21 protein-coding genes are annotated in these 19,293 nt (G+C 62.9%); 7 read left to right on the forward strand and 14 right to left on the reverse strand.

The window, feature by feature from the left end:
• Positions 1 to 183: 183 nt before the first annotated feature.
• Genes C5F53_RS07350 through C5F53_RS07365 form a run of 4 tightly spaced genes read right to left on the reverse strand, consistent with a single transcriptional unit; the run spans position 184 to position 3,992 of the window.
• Complete coding sequence (locus tag C5F53_RS07350; protein WP_105260708.1) at positions 184 to 948, reverse strand: ABC transporter permease; 765 nt, start codon at positions 946 to 948, stop codon at positions 184 to 186.
• A complete protein-coding gene (locus C5F53_RS07355; protein WP_105260709.1) occupies positions 941 to 1,882 on the reverse strand; it encodes an ABC transporter ATP-binding protein in 942 nt (313 codons plus the stop codon). The genes C5F53_RS07350 and C5F53_RS07355 overlap by 8 nt, the downstream gene beginning before the upstream one ends.
• Positions 1,879 to 3,054, reverse strand: a complete 1,176-nt coding sequence (locus tag C5F53_RS07360; RefSeq protein ID WP_236635284.1) for an ABC transporter permease — start codon at positions 3,052 to 3,054, stop codon at positions 1,879 to 1,881. Before C5F53_RS07360 ends, C5F53_RS07355 begins: the two co-directional genes overlap by 4 nt.
• 8 nt (positions 3,055 to 3,062) lie before the next feature.
• On the reverse strand, positions 3,063 to 3,992 hold the full coding sequence (locus tag C5F53_RS07365; protein ID WP_304590027.1) for an ABC transporter substrate-binding protein: 930 nt from the start codon (positions 3,990 to 3,992) through the stop codon (positions 3,063 to 3,065).
• Between the two features lie 116 nt (positions 3,993 to 4,108).
• Here C5F53_RS07365 and C5F53_RS07370 point away from each other — a divergent pair, with 116 nt between their 5' ends.
• The 3 genes from C5F53_RS07370 (at position 4,109) to C5F53_RS07380 (ending at position 5,460) form a co-directional block, all read left to right on the forward strand.
• On the forward strand, positions 4,109 to 4,390 hold the full coding sequence (locus C5F53_RS07370; protein WP_105260969.1) for a DUF427 domain-containing protein: 282 nt from the start codon (positions 4,109 to 4,111) through the stop codon (positions 4,388 to 4,390).
• Between the two features lie 146 nt (positions 4,391 to 4,536).
• Positions 4,537 to 4,836: a hypothetical protein gene (locus tag C5F53_RS07375; RefSeq protein WP_105260711.1), complete on the forward strand. Its 300-nt coding sequence runs from the start codon at positions 4,537 to 4,539 to the stop codon at positions 4,834 to 4,836.
• A gap of 144 nt (positions 4,837 to 4,980) precedes the next feature.
• The gene (locus C5F53_RS07380) at positions 4,981 to 5,460 is read left to right on the forward strand and encodes a glycine zipper 2TM domain-containing protein (RefSeq protein WP_105260712.1); all 480 of its coding nucleotides are present in this window, start codon (positions 4,981 to 4,983) and stop codon (positions 5,458 to 5,460) included.
• A gap of 14 nt (positions 5,461 to 5,474) precedes the next feature.
• Here C5F53_RS07380 and C5F53_RS07385 read toward each other — a convergent pair whose 3' ends face one another.
• Positions 5,475 to 6,401: a pyridoxal-phosphate dependent enzyme gene (locus C5F53_RS07385; protein WP_105260713.1), complete on the reverse strand. Its 927-nt coding sequence runs from the start codon at positions 6,399 to 6,401 to the stop codon at positions 5,475 to 5,477.
• A gap of 299 nt (positions 6,402 to 6,700) precedes the next feature.
• Here C5F53_RS07385 and C5F53_RS07390 point away from each other — a divergent pair, with 299 nt between their 5' ends.
• Entirely contained in the window at positions 6,701 to 8,014 is a 1,314-nt protein-coding gene (locus C5F53_RS07390; RefSeq protein WP_105260714.1) for a hypothetical protein, read from the forward strand.
• 49 nt (positions 8,015 to 8,063) lie between these two features.
• Here the strand turns inward: C5F53_RS07390 and C5F53_RS07395 are convergent, their stop codons facing one another.
• The 7 genes from C5F53_RS07395 to C5F53_RS07425 all read right to left on the reverse strand — a co-directional run bounded on the left by C5F53_RS07395 (position 8,064) and on the right by C5F53_RS07425 (position 15,356).
• Complete coding sequence (locus tag C5F53_RS07395) at positions 8,064 to 9,476, reverse strand: amidohydrolase family protein (RefSeq protein ID WP_105260715.1); 1,413 nt, start codon at positions 9,474 to 9,476, stop codon at positions 8,064 to 8,066.
• A gap of 12 nt (positions 9,477 to 9,488) precedes the next feature.
• Positions 9,489 to 10,286, reverse strand: coding sequence for an ABC transporter permease (locus C5F53_RS07400; RefSeq protein ID WP_105260716.1), 798 nt, complete (start codon positions 10,284 to 10,286; stop codon positions 9,489 to 9,491).
• A 12-nt stretch (positions 10,287 to 10,298) separates the two neighbouring features.
• Positions 10,299 to 11,117 (reverse strand): ABC transporter ATP-binding protein, encoded by an 819-nt coding sequence (locus C5F53_RS07405; RefSeq protein ID WP_201740821.1) that lies wholly within the window; start codon positions 11,115 to 11,117, stop codon positions 10,299 to 10,301.
• Positions 11,118 to 11,149: 32 nt separating this feature from the next.
• Positions 11,150 to 12,217 (reverse strand): aromatic ring-hydroxylating dioxygenase subunit alpha, encoded by a 1,068-nt coding sequence (locus C5F53_RS07410; protein ID WP_105260718.1) that lies wholly within the window; start codon positions 12,215 to 12,217, stop codon positions 11,150 to 11,152.
• A gap of 99 nt (positions 12,218 to 12,316) precedes the next feature.
• Positions 12,317 to 13,291: an isopenicillin N synthase family oxygenase gene (locus tag C5F53_RS07415; protein WP_105260719.1), complete on the reverse strand. Its 975-nt coding sequence runs from the start codon at positions 13,289 to 13,291 to the stop codon at positions 12,317 to 12,319.
• Positions 13,292 to 13,322: 31 nt separating this feature from the next.
• On the reverse strand, positions 13,323 to 14,309 hold the full coding sequence (locus C5F53_RS07420) for an ABC transporter substrate-binding protein (RefSeq protein WP_105260720.1): 987 nt from the start codon (positions 14,307 to 14,309) through the stop codon (positions 13,323 to 13,325).
• 252 nt (positions 14,310 to 14,561) lie between these two features.
• Positions 14,562 to 15,356, reverse strand: coding sequence for a phosphodiesterase (locus C5F53_RS07425; protein WP_105260721.1), 795 nt, complete (start codon positions 15,354 to 15,356; stop codon positions 14,562 to 14,564).
• A 115-nt stretch (positions 15,357 to 15,471) separates the two neighbouring features.
• Here C5F53_RS07425 and C5F53_RS07430 point away from each other — a divergent pair, with 115 nt between their 5' ends.
• The gene (locus tag C5F53_RS07430; protein ID WP_105260722.1) at positions 15,472 to 15,903 is read left to right on the forward strand and encodes a PACE efflux transporter; all 432 of its coding nucleotides are present in this window, start codon (positions 15,472 to 15,474) and stop codon (positions 15,901 to 15,903) included.
• A gap of 11 nt (positions 15,904 to 15,914) precedes the next feature.
• The gene (locus tag C5F53_RS07435) at positions 15,915 to 16,310 is read left to right on the forward strand and encodes a hypothetical protein (RefSeq protein WP_105260723.1); all 396 of its coding nucleotides are present in this window, start codon (positions 15,915 to 15,917) and stop codon (positions 16,308 to 16,310) included.
• Between the two features lie 65 nt (positions 16,311 to 16,375).
• Here C5F53_RS07435 and C5F53_RS07440 read toward each other — a convergent pair whose 3' ends face one another.
• Positions 16,376 to 17,032, reverse strand: coding sequence for a LysE family translocator (locus tag C5F53_RS07440; RefSeq protein ID WP_105260724.1), 657 nt, complete (start codon positions 17,030 to 17,032; stop codon positions 16,376 to 16,378).
• A gap of 35 nt (positions 17,033 to 17,067) precedes the next feature.
• Positions 17,068 to 17,880, reverse strand: coding sequence for a helix-turn-helix domain-containing protein (locus tag C5F53_RS07445; RefSeq protein WP_105260725.1), 813 nt, complete (start codon positions 17,878 to 17,880; stop codon positions 17,068 to 17,070).
• A gap of 95 nt (positions 17,881 to 17,975) precedes the next feature.
• Between C5F53_RS07445 and C5F53_RS07450 the strand changes: the two genes are divergently transcribed.
• Entirely contained in the window at positions 17,976 to 19,199 is a 1,224-nt protein-coding gene (locus tag C5F53_RS07450) for an MFS transporter (protein ID WP_105260970.1), read from the forward strand.
• The last annotated feature ends 94 nt before the right edge of the window (positions 19,200 to 19,293 follow it).

Genomic DNA, 19,293 nt, shown 5'->3' on the forward strand with positions numbered 1-19,293 from the left:
GGGCTGAAAGCTTGACTGTAGGCAGCACCACGCTTGGCTGCTTTGACCCTGCGCAAACAACTGCAGGGCTCGATACAACTACCCTTTCAAGAGAGCAGATTTAGTACTAAATTGGCCTGTAGCCCCCGTCGATATTGCGCAAGCAGCTATCAAATACATAGTGGCTGCTTGGCCACCCGTGCTTCACACATCCCACTGTACCCGCCGCGCCAGGCGTTCAAACGCCATGTCGGCGGCTACGGCCAGCAGGCCGACCAGCACGGCGCCTTGCAGCACGTAGGCGGTGTTGAAGCCGGATAGGCCGACGATGATGGGGGAACCCAGGGTCTTGGCACCCACGGTGGAGGCGATGGCGGCGGTGCCGATGTTGATGATGACGGAGGTGCGCACACCGGCCATCCACAGGGGCAGGGCTAGCGGCACCTGCACCTGCCACAGCTGCTGCCACGGCCCCAGGCCCATGGCGCGGGCGGACTCTTGCACCGGCTGAGGGACTGATTCCACACCGGCCAGCGTGGCCTGCAGCACGGGCAGCAGGCCAAACAGCGAGAGCGCCAGCAGGGCCGGCAACTCCCCAAAACCCACCACAGGCACCGCCACCGCCAGCACGGCCACGGGCGGAAAGGTCTGGCCCATGGCGGCAATGGTTTCCAGCAGCGGGCGAAAGGCACGGCCTGCCGGGCGCGTAGCGGCCAGGCCAGCCGCGGTGCCCAGCACCACCGATACCACGCTGGACAGCAGCACCAGGCCCAGGTGCTGCCACAGCAGCGCGGCCAGCGGCTCCTGCAGGTAGACCGGGCGCGGCAGCGCGGGGAACAGTGCGGCAAACAGGGGCTGGCTGTGCGGCAGGCCGTAGGCCAGCGCCAGCAGCAGGGCCAGGGTCCACAGCAGGCGGTCGGTCCACCAGGCGCGGGCAGGGCGCGGGGCGTTCACCACATCGTTAGCCATGGTGCTGGGCTTCCAGCAGGTCCGCCGCGCGCACCTGGCCCAGCGTCTGCCCCGCAGCATCCACCACACGCAGCGCGGACACAGCCTGCGCCGCCATATGAGAGAGGGCTTCGCGCACCGTGGCCGTGTCGTTGATCTGCGCCACGGGCTCAGGGTCAGTCAGCGGCTGCATCAACGGCGCAATGGGCCGCAGCGAGAGCAGCTTGAGCCCACGGTCGGCGCGGCCCAGAAAGTCCGCCACAAAGTCGTTGGCCGGCGTGGCCAACAGCTCCAGCGGCGTGCCCACTTGCTCCACGCGGCCCTGGCGCAGCAGCACGATGCGCGTGGCCAGCAGCAGGGCTTCGTCGATGTCGTGCGTGACCAGCACAATGGTTTTGCCAGACGCCTGGTGCACACGTTTGAGTTCCTGCTGCAACGCCGCGCGTGTCACCGGGTCCAGCGCGCCAAAGGGCTCGTCCATCAGCAGCACATCGGGGTTAGCCGCCAGCGCGCGTGCCACGCCCACACGCTGCTGCTGCCCGCCTGACAGTTGGTGTGGGTAGCGGTCGCGGTACTGCGCGGGCTCCATGGCAAACAGCGTCAGCAGCTCGGTCACTCGCGCTTCTATGCGCTCAGCGCTCCAGCCCAGCAGCTGCGGCACGGTGGCAATGTTGCGTGCCACCGTCCAGTGCGGAAACAGGCCCACCGACTGGATGGCATAACCCATGCGCCGGCGCAGGTCGCGCACGTTGAAGCTGTAGATCTCTTGCCCGTCCAGCAAAATGCGGCCACCGTCGTGGTCCACCATGCGGTTGATCATCTTGAGCGCGGTGGACTTGCCCGAGCCCGAGGGACCGATGAGCACCAGCAGTTCGCCGCGCGCAATGTTCAGCTGCAGGTCGGTGATGGCGGGTGTGCCATCGTAGGACTTGCTGGTGTGGTCAAACGTGATCATGCGGTGGGGGTTTCCAGCAGCGCGGCCAGCGCCTTGAACAGGGCATCGGCCAGCACGGCCAGCAGCACGATGGGCAGCACGCCCAGCATCACCAGCTCGTTGGCCGCGCTGAACAGGCCATCAAACATGATGCTGCCCAAGCCCCCGGCGCCCACCAGCGCAGTCACCGCGGCTAGGCCCGTGGTCTGCACCACCGCCGTGCGCAGACCGATCAGCAGCACTGGCAAAGCCAGCGGCAGCTCCACCTGCCACAGCACCTGCCAGGGCGCCATGCCCATGGCGCGTGCGGAGGTGGTGGCCGCGGCCGGCACCTGCTCCAGCCCGGCCAGTGTGGAGCGCACGATGGGCAACAACGCATACAGCAGCAACGCCAGCACCGCAGGTGCCAGGCCCACGCCGCTGATGCCCATTTGCCCCAGCACGGGCGCGTGCGCTGCTGCCCAGGCCAGCGGCGCCATCAGCAGGCCAAACAGCGCGATGGACGGAATGGTCTGGATCACATTGAGCACCGGAAACAGCGCTTTGCGCAGCCGCGGTGTGCGGGCCATGGCCCAGGCCAGCGGCACGCCAATACCCACGGCCGGCATGGTGGCCAGCAGTACGATCTGCAGGTGGCGCAGCACGGCCGCGCCAAACACATCGCTGCGGTTGGCGTACTCCTGCGCGATGGACAACTCTTGCCCTGTATCCAGTGTCGCCAGCACCGCCAGCAAGGGCAGGCTGGCCGCCATCAGCACCGCCAAGCGCGCCAGCGTGGCCAGCCGCAGCCGTGCCACGGCGTCCAGCGCCACCAGCCATGCAAGGCCGGCCAGCGTCCAAAAGCCAGCGCCCAGTGCAGTGCGGTGCAAAGATGATTCGGTTCGCGCCACATGGTGGGCATGTGCGCCGGCCAGCAGCCACAGGGCGGGCAGTGTGGCGGCCATGGCCACTATCACCAGCGCCTGGGTGGCGCGGCGGTGGGCCTGCAAAGTGGCGATGGCCAATGCCGACAGCAGCGCCATCGCCAGCCAGACCCAGGGGCCCAGCAGCACATCAACCAAGTAAACGGGCTCGCCCGAGAGCAGGCGGTTGGGCGCCACGCGCACAAAGGGCAGGGCCCAGGCGCCGGCCAGCGCCAGTGCAGCACACAGCGCCAGCACCGGGTTACAGCGCTGAGGGGGCGTGTCCGCCACGGCGGCGGCTATTTCAGGAAGCCCTTGCTGTGCAAGAAGGTGGTGGCGACCTTGCGTGGGTCTTGGCCTTCGAGCTGGATGCGCGCGTTCAGCATCTGCAGCGTGGGGCCGTCCAGCGCCTTGAAGATGGGCGCCAGTACGGTGGCAATGGCGGGGTACTTCTTGAGCACCTCCTCACGCACCAGCGGCGCGGGCGCGTAGACGGGCTGCACGCCTTTGGGGTCGTCCATCACCACTAGGCCCAGCGCGGCCACGGGGCCGTCGGTGCCGTAGGCCATGGCGGCGTTCACGCCCGATGTTTTTTCGGCCGCGGCCTTGATGGTGGCCGCGGTGTCGCCACCGGCCAGCACCAGCGTTTGGTCGGCCCGCAGCTTGAATCCATAGGCCGCCTGGAAGGCCGGCATGGCATCTGCCCGCTCCATAAATTCGGCCGAGGCCGCCAGCTTGAACGCGCCGCCCTTGGCGATGTAGCGCCCCATGTCGTCCAGCGTGCGCAGCTTGTTGGCGGTGGCAACGTCGCGGCGCACGGCAATCGCCCAGGTGTTGTTGGCGTTGGCCGGCTCCAGCCAGACGATCTTGTTCTTTTCCATGTCCATCTTCTTGGCCAGCTCGTAACCTGCGCGCAGGCTCTTCCAGGCCTTGTTGCCCTCGTCGCCCAGCATGAAGGCGCCGTTGCCGGTGTACTCGGGGTAGAGGTCAATCTCGCCGGCCAGCAGGGCGGTGCGCACCACCTTGGTATTGCCCAGCGCGACCTTGTTTTCGGTCTTGATGCCGTTGGCCTCTAGCGCCAGCACCACGATGTTGCCCAGCAGCTTGCCTTCGGTGTCGATCTTGGAGCCCACGCGCACGGGGCTTTGGGCCTGGGCGCCCCAGCTGGCCAGCAGGCCGGCAGCCAGCACCAGCAAGTGGCGACGCATAAAGAGAGAGGATGTACGCATGGCAGGGCCTTTCAAATGTGGGCACAGGATAAGCGAAAGCGAATAGCCCGGGTAGCCCCCGGATGGACTGTGCTGTGGTGGAATGGGAGCCCCTGAATGTGACCCTGGAGCCTGCAATGAAAGCGATTTGGAACGGTACCGTAATAGCCGAAAGCAATGACACCGTGCTGGTGGAAGGCAACCACTACTTTCCCGCCAGCGCCCTGAACCGTGACTACGTGCAGTTCAGCAACCACAAGACCAGCTGCGCCTGGAAAGGCCAGGCCAGCTACTACTCGTTGATGGTGAATGGCGAGATGAACATCGACGCCGTCTGGTACTACGCCGACCCCAAACCCGAAGCCGAGATGGTGCGCGACCGCGTGGCCTTCTGGAAGGGCGTGCAGGTCACTGCGTAGGCTGATTTATTGGCTAAATTGGCCCATAAGCCACGTGGAATATGCGCGAGCAGCTACTGATTTGGTAGCGTTGGGCTAGTGTTTAAGATGCGCAAAGTCTGCAAGAGGCTTATCAAACGCCACCAAACCTTGAAGGGAGAACCACAATGACCAGCCACAACACACCCCACAACGGAGACTTTGCCTCCCTCCTGGAGGAAAAAGCCAAGAACGCGCCTGGGCCTGCCGCTGACAGTGCGGCCCCCCTTGCAGCGATTGACTCTGCCATCGCCGCCCAGCGCCCTCAGACCATCGATGACGTGTTGGTACATGGTGAAGCACCCAATGACGAATTTTTGGAAGAGTGGAACGAACTGAATAGTCTTCCTGAAGTTTCTGACGAAGAGTTGGCGCGGCAGGCGCTGAACGCTCCGGGGGACGATGGCGATATCAATACGCCGGAGTGAGTTTGCGCGGGCCCGAGACTACTTGCGGCCCGATTCCTGTAGGTGTATTCCTACGCCAAGTCGGGATTTTTTCCTCTGGTGCCAACTGCGTGCGTCAGCCAAACTGACGTCGTGGTTTATCAAGTCACCACGTAAGGAAAATCCATGAACTCGTACCCCCTCTCTACCAATCAATCTCGCTTCTCGCGTCTGCATCCACTGGTTGCGGTCGCTGCAGGCTCAGTGGTTCTGGTGAGCCTGCTGGGCGCCGCTGCCATTACGGGCATTCTTCCCAACTCCAATGCCAAGGCGGCGTCAGATGGTGTTGCCATCAGTGCCCCGGCAGATGTGTCTACCCCTGCTGCAAAAACTTCCGTGCAGAAGGCTGCAAGCCAGAAGCCAGCTACGCAAAAATCTTCCACCCAGGTGGCAGCCAATTCCAATGCCCCTGCACAACCCGCTGCAGCTCCCGCCGCTCCGGCCCAGAAAAACAGCGTAGTCGGTATCGGTGTGGGTGCTCTGGTTGGCGGTGCGCTGGGCAGCCAGATTGGCAGTGGCGATGGCAAGACCCTTGCCACCATCGCAGGTGCAGTAGGCGGCGGCTACGTTGGCAATGAAATTGCCAAGAAAAACGCTGCCCCTTAAACCTCTAGCCTCCGCTACGTGGCTTGCCGCCACTGGCGGATTTGCTCCACCGTGGCGGTGGCGCCGCCGCACACGATGAACAGCACGTTGCGGTAGGGAGCCAGCGCCGCGTTGGCTTCATAGGCCACCGCCAGGCTGGCGCCGCAGGCGGGTTCCACCAATACGCGGTGGTCGGTCAGAAAACGTTCGCACGCATCCAGCGCACTGGCGTCTAACACCAAAACACTTTGCACCGGACGCTGTTGCGTCCACTGAAAAGCCTGTTCGCACACGCGCTTGGCGCCTAGCGATCCAGCAATGCTGGTAATGGCGTCCAGCGCCACCGTTTGCCCGGCCTGCATGGCCGCGTGCAGCGACGCAGCGCCAGTTGTCTCCACCGCAATGATGGGCACCTGCCCCCAGCCATTGCGCGCCATGCCTTCGGCCACGCCCGACATCAGGCCACCACCCCCCACCGACAGCACCACCGCATCGGGCACTACGCCCGCCCTAGCTACTTCGTCAATCATGCTGGCGTGACCGGCCCACAGCAGCGGGTCGTCAAACGGATGCAAAAACGCATCGTCCGGCCCCACCAGCGACAGCGCCAGCTCATTGGCCTCTTGCCACGATGCTCCGTGCACGATCACGTCCGCGTTTTCCAGCCGGAGCAGCTCTTGCGCCCGCGCCGTGGTCGTCTGCGGCACCACCACGGTTACGGGGATGTTCAGCACCCGCCCTGCATACGCCACCGCCATGCCCGCATTGCCGCCGGACGACGACACAAACCGCTTGGCCCCGCGCTGCGCATGGATCTGGCACGCATGGCCAATGCCGCGAATCTTGAAACTGCCGGGCGGCTGCAGCGCTTCCATCTTGAGCCAGACGGTGCGTAGCGCGGCGAGGCTGAGGGCGCGGGATTCGAGGAGTGGGGTTTCTAGGTGGAGGGGAGTTTTCGTCATGGTGAGGAGATTAACGCGCCACCGTATACTATTTAGAAAACTATGAAAAGCCGCTGCTAGGGAGGCGCGCTTGATGAGGATTGGGCAAGCTTGCTCAGTTCTTTTGCGTATCTATTTATCCAGATCTGTACGCTTCAAGCCGCAGTCCTTTCGACTAACTTGTGGCCCTTGGCCAAAAAACTGAAAGTTCGTTCAAATGGGACAGGTTGCGTACAAGATTCCCCGGGTATCAGATGAGCAGATTCATCGTTCATTGATAGAAAGAACTAGCTACTGAGTTTGGGACGTTCGAAGTTGGCGTGCAAGTGGGTGATGCCCATGTCGGGCAGTTCACCTATCCAGATGCAAATGCCCCGAACTTGAAGGTGATCCTCGCTGAGAAAAGTGATTTGATTTTCCACTTCTCGGCAAACATCAGTGGAATGGTTCTAACCTACTATCGAGGCGGGGTGCAAGGCCAGATTTGGGAGAAGTCCCCCGTCTTTGACGATCTTGGAATTGACACGCAAGGGTTCGATCCAGCAAGAATCAAAATCGCATCGCGTGCACTCGATCTATTCAGACCTGTACAGCTACCGCGTCCAGCTGATCCGATTTCGCTATTGGAGTCTCAGCGCGCGTTGCAAGAGTCATCGTTTGCTCGTCTTCAACTTCAACTTGAAAAGGTGTTCGAGCAAACTATTGACCTTCGTGAGCAGCTCGAAGCCCAAGTTCGCAGCAAGGAGACGGTTCTAGAAGATTCGTTCAAACAGAAGCAGATTGAAGCGGACCAGCGTCTTCAGAAACAAACTGACGATCTAGAAAATAGGGAGCAAGAGCTAGTTGAACAAAGAAGGTTACTTGATGAAAGTGACAACACTTTTGCTCGTCGCCAAATTCGCGAAAGGATGCTCAGCGATGTATCTGAAAGAGTTAAAAACTTCGGGCTTTCAGAAGCAACTGTGAGAGCTAGAAGACCAGTCGCGATGGGTATTTACGTGCTCATGTATCTTTTGTTTGGCCTTCTCCTTTTTACTGGCTATGAAATCGCGACAGTTCGACCGGACAATTCCTCTGCTTTACTCAAAACACTTGCAATGCAAGTCGATAAGCTCACAGCCCTGACTTCACCGTCCACATCATCTAAGGCGACTGGTATAGACCAACTACCCACATCGAGTTTTAGCAGTGAATTGGTCAGTCAAAGCAATATTGAGCGAATCTTTCTTTGGTTGCGTTTCAGTCTTCTTTCGCTTGGGTTGGCAGCTTCGATCCTGTACTACATTCGTTGGCAAAACCAGTGGGCTACTTCTTACGCCACGACTGAACAATCGCTTCAGCAGTTCCATATTGATGTGAACCGTGCAAATTGGGTAGTTGAGACTTGTTTGGAGTGGCGAAAAGAGACAAAGTCAGACATTCCTACAGAGTTGATTAATAGTCTTACTCGGGGATTGTTTGCAGGGCGAGACACTGTCACCTCGGTGCTTCATCCGGCGGATGAGTTGGCGTCAGCACTTATGGGTAGTGCCTCAAAGCTATCTTTGAATGTTGGTGGAAATACAGTTGAAATCGACAAGCCCGGCAAGATTCCAAAAACGGTCCAAGCGGTAGCTCCTGTTACGAAAGGTTGAGCCGTCGAATTCAACAGAGTGGGGGCTGCTGTATGTTGCGAGTATGGTCTTATTGATTTATCAACCTCCGCACCGCCCCACGCGCCTCGCTCCGCAGCTCCCCCACGTCCACCCCCCGCAGCACATCGTCCTCAACGACACGCTGCCCATTAACCCAAAGCCCCTTAAGCGCAGGTCGCCCACCGCTGGCCACTGGTCCCACGGCCACATCGTGCAGGCCGAAGTAGCGCGGGTCGTCCAGCGCGTAGAGGGCGATGTCGGCGGCCATGCCGGGGGCTAGCGTGCCTATGGCGTCCAGGCCCAGCACCTTGGCGCCGCCGGATGTGCCCCAGGCCACCACGTCGTCGGCGCTCACCGCAGTGGCTTCGCCTTCACCCTGGCCATCGCGATAGAGCGGCTGGCAGCGGTCGCCCGCCGCTGCGCGTTGCATGAGCCAGGCGGCGTGCACTTCGGAAATCATGTCGGCGGCTTCGTTGGATGCGGCGCCGTCCACGCCCATGGAGATGGGCACGCCTGCGGCCTGTAACGCCAGGATGGGGGCGATGCCGCTGCCCAGGCGGCCGTTACTTTGCGGGCAGTGGGCGATGCCGGTGCCGGTGCTGCCCAAGAGCGCAATCTCTTCGGCGTCCAGCTTCACCAGATGCGCAAACCACACATCGCTGCCCAGCCACTCGTGCTCGGCCACAAAGCGCACCGGGCTCATGCCGTGCATGCTGTGCACGGAGTCTTGGTAGCTCACCGTCTCTGACAAATGCGAGTGCAGGCGGATACCGAGGCTGCGCGCGGTGCGGGCGCACTCCACCAGCTCGGCCGGGGCCATGGAGTAGGGCGGTGTGGTGGGCGCCATGACCACGCGGCGCATGGCGTTGGGCGAAGCGTCGTGGTACAGCTTGGTGAGGCGCTGCACGTCGCCCAAGAAGGCGTCCAGCGACTCGGGGCGCAGGGCCTGGGGCAGTTCGGCTTCCAACTGGCGCACCTTGGTGGCGCCGCCACGGCACAGCACCATGCGCAGGCCCATGCGCTCGGCTTCTTCAAACAGGATGGCCGAGCTGTCAAACGGCATACCGGGGTAGTAGAGGTAGTTGTGGTCGGCCACGGTGCCGCAGCCCGACAGCGCCAGCTCCAGCAGGCCAATGCGCACGGCAGTGCGGAACAAGCCTTCGTCAAACGCGGCGCGAAAGCGGTAGGGCGTGGCGGCCAGCCAAGCGGTCAGCGGCAGGTCCAGCCCGTGCGTGTCGCCCTTGATGAGGGACTGGAACAGGTGGTGGTGGGTGTTGACCCAGGCGGGGTAGACCACGCAGTCGGTGGCGTCCACCACGCGTTCGCCGGGCTCGGGCGTGAGCTGGCCTATTGCTTCAATGAGGTTGCCGCGTATGCGGATATCGGGGCCGGCGCTGCGCGAGGCTGCGCCGCGCTGGCCGGTGACGATGGCGGCGGCGTTGCGGATGAGGGTTGATGTCATAGAGAGTTTTTGTTAGGCGCCTTGCGCGCTGTCATGCCAGTGGCCCAGGGCTTTTTTGCTGAGCCAGTCCATGCTAAGGAAGAGGGCGATGCCGGTGAGCGAGATGAGCGCCAGCGCGGCAAACAGGCGCGGGATGTTGATCTGAAAACCCGCTTGCAAAATTTCATACGCCAGGCCCGCACCAGTGCCACCGGTGCCAGCCACAAACTCGGCCACCACGGCGCCAATGAGCGCCAGCCCGCTGGATATGCGCAAGCCCCCAAAGAAGAAGGGCAGCGCGCTGGGAATGCGCAGGCGCACCAGCGTTTGCCAGCGACTGGCTCGGTTGAGCTTGAACAGGTTGACCAGCCCGGGGTTCACGCTGCGTAGGCCCAGCACGGTGTTGGAGATGATGGGAAACACCGTGACTAGCGTGGCGCAGATGACCAGCGCCAGCGTGGGCTGCTTGACCCAGATGATGATGAGCGGCGCCACCGCCACCACGGGTGTGACCTGCAGCAGGATGGCGTAGGGGAAGAGGCTGGCCTCGATCAGACGGCTCTGCACAAACAGAAAGGCGGCGATGACGCCCAACACCGTGGCCAGCACAAAGGCCAGCACGGTGATCTTGAGCGTGGTGCCTAGCGCCATGAGCAGAGACGGGCCGTCGCTCACCAGCGTCTGCGCAATGTCTGTGGGCTTGGGCACCAGGTAGACCGGCACCTGCCAGGCGGTGCAGATGCCCTGCCACAGCAACAGAAAGAAGGCGCCCACGACCAGCGGGGCCAGCCATTTGAGGGTGGCGGTGTTTTTGAAAAATGAGGTTTGCATGGCGTTGGGTCCTTAGTGCAAATCGGCAGGGTCGCTGGCGGCCATCAGCATGGCGGACAGGTCACGGCAGTGTTCGGCAAACGGGGGCGAGAGGCGGTAGGCCTCGGAGCGGTCGGGTTCATCCAGCGGCACATCGGCGACGATGCGGCCGGGGCGCGCGGCCATCATCACCACGCGGCTGGAGAGGAACACCGCCTCGTAAATGCTGTGGGTGACAAACACCACCGTCAGGCCTGTGGCCTGCCAGAGAGCGCGCAGGTCGGTGTCGAGCTTGTTGCGGGTGAACTCGTCCAGCGCGCCAAAGGGCTCGTCCATCAGCAGCACGTCGGGTTGGGTGACCAGCGCACGCGCGATAGATGCGCGCATCTGCATGCCGCCCGACAGCTCGCGCGGGTAGACATGGCCAAAAGCGCCCAGGCCCACTTGTGCCAGCGCTTCGGCCACACGGGCATCGGCCTCGGGCCGTGGCACCTTTTGCAGGTCTAGCGGCAGGCGCACATTGGCAGCGACGGTGGCCCAGGGCATGAGCGTGGCCTCCTGAAACACCATGGCCGATGTCAGGCCGGACTTGGCCGGCTGGTCGGCCCCGGCCCAGCGGATGTGGCCGTGGCTGGGCTCCTCCAGCCCGGCAAACATCTTGAGCAGCGTGCTCTTGCCGCAGCCCGAGGGGCCGAGCAGGGACACAAAGTCGCCGCGCTGGATGCGCAGGCTCATGCGCGCCAGCGCGTGGGTGCCGTTGCCATAGGTCTTCTCGACCTTGTTGGCGTGCAACACGGTCTGCGCGTCGGGGGCATCGGGCATTTGCGGGGCCGGGGTTTCTTCGTCGGCCATGGCGGTATCGGTGCTGGTTTTCATGAGCATGGTCACTCCTTCACAGATGGTTCGGGGTGAATGGGCACCACGGTGCGGCGGTTGCCGGCGTGCATTTCCACTTCGCCGTGTTCGGCCAGCACGTCCATCAGCATGCGGCGTATCAGCAGGCCGGGTTTGTCGGACGGCATGTGGAATTCCTGGCGGCGCTTGGTGTCGATGCAGGCATCGGGGTCGGTGGCCTCCAGGATGTCGCGGTCTTCGGCGGTGATGGTGGCGTCCCAGTCAATCAGCTCCTGCGTGCTGCACTGTTCTTCGGTGTCGTTGCGGTACAGCCACTGCACCAGCATGAGGCGGTCGTCGCTGATGGGGGTGGCGCAGTTGTAGATGATGTGGTCGATGCCGCTGTCCGGGTAGTGGCAGCCAAAGCGGCGCGAGAAGGGCAGGTAGTACTTGTTGGCCAGGTGGCGCGTGGTGGTGGGCGTGGTGGCGCCAGTTACGCGGTGGCCTGCGGGTGGGTTGTTGATGGGGATGAGCGTTTCGCCCTCAAAGCCAAAGTCGGTTTCCACCAGTTCGTACTTTTGCGGCACGGGCTGGTTCAGGATGCCGAAGTTGGCCTTGTGCACAAAGCTGAAGTGCGAGTTGTCGAACGAGTTTTCCATCACGCGCACCGGGCTGGTTTTCCACTCTTCGTAGAACTGGAAGATGCGGCGGTAGCCCGGTGCACCGTCTTCGGGAAAGTGGGGAATCGGGCGCAGCGGGTCTTCCAGTGCTACCCACACGTAGCCGTATTTCTCCTGGCAGTGGAAGGCGGGCACCTTGGCACCGGCAGGAATGGCGGCGTCGGGGTTTTGCGGAATGCGCACGCAGGTACCGCTGCAGTCATAGGTCCAGCCGTGGTAGCCACAGACGATGTTGTCGCCTTCGACAAAACCCTTGGACAGCTTGGCGGTGCGGTGGCAGCAGCGGTCGCGCAGGGCGGCGGGCTCGCCATTCGCCTTCTTCCACAGCACCAGGTTTTCACCGAGCAGTGTGAAAGGTTTGGGGCCATCGTCCAACTGGCTGATGGGCAAAAGTGCGTACCAGAAGCGGCGCAGCACAGGTTGTTGGGTGACCAACATAGTCGTATCTCCAGATTTGCTGCTCCGCCTGCTGAGGCAGGTGGGGCAGCGCTGGCCGGCGCGCCAGAATGGTCGCCTTCGCCAGCAGGGCACAGCACACTAGGCAGCCAGGGCCGCCTCGTGCGTCAGCCGGTACATCAACTCAAAGTGCTCGCCCGCGGTGCGGGTGGGCAGGTCTTCGTCATCCCCCGTGCGGAAGGCCTTCAGGCACGCAATGCGCGTGTGGTAGTTCAGGTCCTGAAAGAAGGGGATGGAGTAGCGGTGCTTCTGTGGCGAGCGGTTGCGCACGCGGTGGCCGTTGGAGTGGTAAGCCCCGTTGGTCCACACCGGCATCATGTCGCCCAGGTTCACCACAAAGGCGCCGGGCACCGGGTCGGCATACAGCCATTCGCCACTGGCGGCTTGCACCTCCAGGCCACCGGTAGCGTCCTGCAGCAGGATGGTGAACGCGCCCCAGTCGGTGTGCGCGCCGCAGCCAATCTGGTTGTTCACCACCTTGGCCTGCGGTGGGTAGTGCAGCAGGCGCAGCGTGGCCATGGGGTCGATGAGGGCTTCGTCAAAAAAATCCTCCCGCTCGCCGGTGGCCACGGCAAAGATGCGCATCAGCGTTTCCGAGATGCTGCTCACCTTTTGCAGGTACAGCTCGCACAGGGTGCGAAACCAGGGCAGCTCGGCCTCGGTGGGCCACTGGTTCGCACCGTAGTTGGGCAGGCCGGCCTGCACAAAGGGGTGGTCTGCCGGGGTTTCGTGGCCCAGCAGAAACGACTCTTTCAAGTCGGGTGGCGAATCCACATCCAGCGCCTGAGAGCCGATGCTCTCGTAGCCGCGCCGTGCAGTGTTCACGGCCAGCCGCTGTTTGGCGGCATCGCCCTGGGCGAAGAAGCGTTGCGCCTGCGCCAGCATGGACTCCATCTCTTCACTGGCCAGGCCGTGGCCCACCAGGTAGAAGAAGCCAATCTCGCGGCAGATGCGGTCCAGCGCGCGGGCCACGCCGGGTTTGTCGCTGCCGTCCAGCCAGGGCCCTATGTCCAGCGTGGGCCGCAGCGCACGCACGGGTTCGGTGTACATCACCATGGTGACTCCTTGGTTTGCGTGCGTGCGGGGCTCAGGGCATGACCTTGAGGTCTTTGACGAACTGGGTGGTGTAGGCCTTCTTCCAGTCGGTGCCGGGTTTGATGAGGTTGGCCGAGACCATGAACTTGTAGGTCTGCTCCCAGCGCGCATCGGTCATGGTGCCCACGCCTTGGGTGGCGGCATCGCCACCGTCCACGGCCTTCACTTCTTTCAGGCGCTTGATGGCAAAGGCGATCAGGTCATCTTCCATCTTGGGGTTGTCTTGCTTGATGAGCACATTGCCGGGCGCGGGGTTGGCCAGGTAGCTTTTCCAGCCTTCCATAGTGGCGCGCACAAAGCGGGCCACCACCTCGGGCTTCTCGCTCACCATCTTTTGCTGCGTGACGATGGTGGTGCCGTAGGGTGGGTAGCCATAGTCCCCAAACAGGAAGAAGTTGGCAGGCACATTGTTCTTCTGGGCAATAAAGGGCTCGGACGAGAGGTAGGCGCTTTGCGAGACGTTCTTGTCGGCAAAGAAGGGCTGCAGGTTGAAGGTGTAGGGGCGCACCTGCTCCGCACCGTAGCCGTATTTGGTCAGCAGCCAGGGCAGCCAGCTGGTTTGGGCCGAGCTGTTAGCCAGAATGGTTTTGCCTTTCAGGCCATCCAGGCCCTTCACATCCGCATGGGCCAACAGGCCTTGCAGGTCTTTCTGGAAAGACGCAGCCACGGTGACGACAGGCAGGCCCTTCTCAATGGAGTTGAGCGTCTGGAAGTCGTAACCCATGATGAAGTCGGCCTGGCCTGCGGTGAGCAGCTGCATGCCATTGACCTGGGGGCCACCCATCTTGATGGTGACGTCCAGGCCGTATTTTTTATAGAGGCCGGTGGCCTGCGCCTGGTAGAAGCCGCCGTGCTCGGCTTGGGCGTACCAGGAGGTGAGCAGGGTGACTTTGTCTTGCGCCCAGGTGGCGCTGGACAGGGCTGCCAGCACGGTGGCGCAGGCGAGGCGAGTGAAGTGTTGGGTCAGTTTGCGTTGCATCGTCGATCTCTCCAAAAGTTGATATGGAAAGACGACAGTGCCGGGCCAGGCGGCAGCCCAGGGGCTGCCAGTCTCTGTTGGGTACGAACCCAAATGCTGAAAGCGAACCTTCAGCATGCGACGGCACTACCGTCACCAGAGCAATGACCGATAACCTGGGGCGGGTGCCCGGTGGTTACTGACAGCTTCTACTCTGACCTGGATCAAGCAATTGGTGTGCCAGATTTGACGCACCGCTTTGGTGTGGTGGGTTCAGAAGAAGGGATACGGACCCGGATACTGGCCGATGTAGCTGGTGTGGGTGACCAGCCCGTGCGCGGGCTGCCACAGGTGCAGCAGGCAGGCCGCGGGGCCAATAAAGGACTGGGGCACGGCATTGGATGCCAGCTGCAGCGCAATCTCGGTGGTGGTGCTGGGGCAGCTGGCGACCACGGTGCCGGCCCAGCGCCGCACCATGGGGCGGTGCACATGGCCGCAGAGCACTGCCTCCACATGGCTTGCCGTGCGCAACACGGCTTCCAGCGGCGCGGGGTCGCGGTAGCAGTACTCGTCCAGATACGGAATGCCGCTCACAAACGGCGGGTGGTGCAGCAGCACCAGCGTGGGCTTGTGTGGGGTGGCCTGCAGCGTGTGCTGCAGCCATTGCAGGCCGGCGGCATCCACCGCGCCATGGTGTTGCCCCGGCACGCAGGAATCCAGCGCGATGATGCGCACCGGGTAGTCGTCCACGCAGTAGTGCAGCGGGCCATCTGTCGGTAGGTAGGTGTGGTCGGCAAAGGCGGCGCGGAACGCCTCGCGGTGGTCGTGGTTGCCGGGTAGCACAAGGTAAGGAATGGTGAGCTGCGAGAGCAGGGCCCGGGCGTGGGCATATTCCTCGGATTCACCGTAGTCCACCAGGTCGCCGGTGATGACGACCAGGTCGGGCCGGCGGTCTAGCTGGTGCAGGTGGACGATGGCGTTGGTGAGCGCGCGGTTGGAGTCGGCCACGCCGCGGTACAGCTCGCCGGGCGGGCGCACATGCAGGTCAGACAGTTGGGCAATCAGCAAGGGTGGGCTCCACAAGAATCGGGCTGGGATGGCCCTATGGCATGCAATGAACAGGCCATGGCCATGATACGCAGGCGCATATAGCGCGGCGGGGCGCAGCCGTTACGATTGGGTGATGACTCCCATTACCCGCCGCATCGTGCAGGCCGCCCTGTACGAAAGCATTGCCATTGCCGTTGTTACGCCCACGTTGGCGTTTGCTTTCGCCCATCCCCCCGGTTCGGCCTTTGTGCTGTCGGCCGTCATGTCCACCATTGCGCTGGCCTGGAACTACATCTTCAACAGCCTGTTTGAGCGCTGGGAGGCGCGCCAGACCGTCAAGGGCCGTTCGCCCTTGCGCCGTTTTGCGCACGGCATGGGTTTTGAAGGTGGGCTGGCGATCATCCTGATGCCGGTGATGGCGTATTGGTTAGACATTTCGCTGTGGGCCGCCTTTGTGGCGGACCTGGGCCTGCTGGCCTTCTTCTTTTTCTACACCGTGGGTTTCACCTGGGCGTTTGACAAAATATTCGGACTGCCTGCGTCGGCCCAACCATCATCGTCTTGAAGGAGTACGTCATGCATTGGATTGCCAAACCGTTGAAGTGGATCATGCTGGTGTCGGGCGTGCTGACCTGCACCATGCTGTATGCCGCCATCGACCCGCAGGGCGCCTTGCGCCAGACCTTTGGCACTACGCTGGAAGGGCCGCTGGCCGACATCGTGGTGCGCAACTGGGGTGTGCTGATCACGCTGGTGGGGGCGCTGCTGATCTACGGCGCCTACCGGCCTGCCAGCCGCCCGCTGGTGTTGGTGGTGGCCATCGTCAGCAAGCTGGTTTTCATCGGGCTGGTGCTGGTATACGGCCAGGCGTATCTGGGCACGGCGGGTCTGGCCATCGGCTTTGACCTGGTCGTGGTGTGCCTGTTTATTCTGGGGCTGGTGCAGACGCTGCGCCAGCCAATTGAGAGATAAATAGGCCTCTAGCCCCCGTGGAATATGCGCGAACAGCTTCTATTTTGATAGCAAGCTGGGTTGGATCAGGCGGCTACCTTGTTCTTCAGGCGTAGCAGGCTCAGGCCCAGCAGCACAAACAGGCCGCCAGAGATGCGGTTAAACAGGCGCTGCTTGCGCGGGTTGGCCAGCTGCCCTTTGAACAGGCGCGCCACCAGCACATAAAACAGGTGCGAGAGCAGTGACATGGCCACGAAGGTGCAGGTGAGCACCGCCACCTGTTCCAGCACCGGCGCATCGGCCGTGATGAACTGCGGAAACAGGGCGGAGAAAAACAGGATGGCTTTGGGGTTGGTCAGCGCCACGCCCATACCTTGACCGTAGAGCTTGCGGGTGATGGCCTTGTCCTCCGCGGAGCCAGACACTTGCGCGGTTGACTCGGCAGCGGTAAACGACACTGCCTGGCTGCGCCACTGGCGGATGCCCAGGTAAACCAGGTACAGGGCGCCCGCTACCTTGAGGACGGTGAACGCCAGGGCCGACACCGCCAGGATGGCGCCCATGCCGGTCATGGCCACGCCCGAGAGGATGAACAGGCCCGTGGCATTGCCCAGCGAGCTGGCCACCCAGTCCCGTTTGCCATGCGCCATGGCGTTGGAGATGGCCAGCAGCACACCGGGCCCGGGGCTGAAAGTGACCAGAAACGCGACGCCGCAGAAGACCAGCCAGTTGGAGAAGTGCATGAAGATTTCCTTTGCAACGATGGTACTTGCCTGGCTCAGCCCGTTACCTTGAAGTGGCTGGGCGCCTTGCCCATGCTCTGTTTGAACATGGCGGAAAACGCGCTGTCGCTGGCGTAGCCCGCGGCGGCGGCCACCTGGGCGATGGGCACGCCGCGCGCCAGCTGGGGCAGGGCGTGGGCCAGCACGGCCTGGGTGCGCCACTGCTGGTAACTGGTGCCCAACTCGTCACGAAACAGGCGGGCCATGGTGCGCTCACTGGCGCCCACGTCGGCCACCCATTCCTTGAGCTGGCCTTTTTCGGCCGGGTCGCGCAGCACGGCTTCGCACAAGGCGCGCAGGCGCTTGTCACCGTGTTCGGGGTGGGGCATGGGCACGCCCAGGGCCTGGATGTCGGCGCGCGCCATCTCATCCGCGGTCAGGGCCATCAGGGCGTCATCGCGTGGGCCGGGTTCGCTGCCCTCCAGTGCGTGCACCAGTTCGCGCAGCAGCTTGCTCACTACCAGCACGCGGCATTCAGTCCAGTTGGCGGGCAGCACGCTGGGGGCAATGTCCACGGTGCGCAGCTCGGCGGTTTCCAGCACCACCACGTTGTGCTGCACGTGGGGCGGAATCCACACCGCGCGGCTGGGCGGCACGATGAAAGTGGTCTGCCGCTCGCCCTGTGTCACGGTGACCTGCATGAGCCCACTGGCGCAGTAGGTGAACTGCGACCAGGGGTGCTGGTGGGGCTCGATGTGGGCGTCCATGGCCAGCGAGCGGGCCCGGCTGCGCACCGGGCGCTGGGCTGTGGGTGGGCGTTTGGCCGAGGTGTCGAAGGACACGGAGTTGAGCGGGGCCTTGCGTTTCATGGGTATTGATCGTTGGGTCAGGTTTGGCGGGATTTCGACAATTATTGTCTTTTTGTCGTAATCAAGAAAATGCTTTCGTCCGTACGATGCCCCACATGACCAGCGCCACACTTTCTTCCCCCGCCGCCGCATCCTTGGTTCCCATGAAGCAGGACGCTACCGTGATTGGCCTTGTCGGCTTGGCCCATGCCAGCTCGCACTTCGGCCATTTGCTGCTGCCGCTGCTGTTTCCGGTGTTTATGCAGGAGTTTGGGCTCAGCTACTCGCAGCTGGGGCTGCTGATGACCGTGTTTTTTGTGGTGTCGGGTGTGGGCCAGGCCAGCGCAGGTTTTGTCGTGGACCGCTTGGGGGCACGGCCGCTGATGTATGTGGCCCTGGTCTTGTTCATGGTGGCCTGTGTGGCGGCGTCGTTTGTGACGGGCTACTCCGGCCTGTTTGTGGTGGCGGTGCTGGCGGGCCTGGGCAACGCCACGTTCCACCCGGTGGACTTCACCATCCTGAACCAGCGGGTATCCGCCCCGCGCCTTGGCTACGCCTTCAGCGCGCACGGGCTCACGGGCAACCTGGGCTGGGCCGTGGCACCGGTGTTCTTTGCCGGGCTGGGCGCTTTGATGGGCTGGCGCAATGCTTACCTGGCCGCAGCGGTGATGTACGCCGCCATCCTGGCGCTGCTGGTGGTGCAGCGGGAACACCTTAGCACCACGGTGGCGCCGCGTGTAGCGGAGCATGCCAAGACCGAGCACGACCTGGCCTTCATGAAGCTGCCTGTGGTGTGGTGGTGTTTTGGGTTCTTTTTGCTGTCCACCATGACCTTGGCCGTGGTGCAAAGCTACGCGGTGTCCATCCTCAAGGCCATGCACGGCGTGAGCTTTGAGGCGGCCACGCTGACCATTTCTTCCTACATGCTGTGCGGCGCGGTGGGCATGTTCATTGGCGGTTTTGTGGCAGCCAAGTCCAAACATTCGGACCGCGTGGTGGCCTTGGCCATGGCCGCGGGCGCCGTGCTGCTGGCGCTGTGCGGCACTGGCCTGCTGGGTGCCACCGGCACCATGGTGGTGTTGGCCATCACCGGTTTTGCAGTGGGCATTGGCGGCCCTTCGCGCGACATGATGATCAAGAAGGCCACGCCCAAGGGGGCCACGGGCCGCGTTTATGGCCTGGTGTATTCGGGCCTGGACACCGGTTTTGCCATTTCGCCCATCGTATTCGGCGTGTTTATGGACCGCGGCTGGTACGGCGCCACGCTCTTGGGCGCCGCCCTGGTGCTGTTGCTGAGCGTGGGTGCGGCGCTGGGTGTGGGGCTGCGTACCGCCAAGTAAGCCGCGCACATTTACGCTTTTTTTATACCCCCACTCCCAATCTAAACCCCGTTTTTACGCACGCCTGACCACACTTCTCCCATCGATTTGATGC

Source organism: Rhodoferax sp. TS-BS-61-7 (assembly GCF_002943465.1).
Lineage (GTDB): Bacteria > Pseudomonadota > Gammaproteobacteria > Burkholderiales > Burkholderiaceae_C > Allorhodoferax.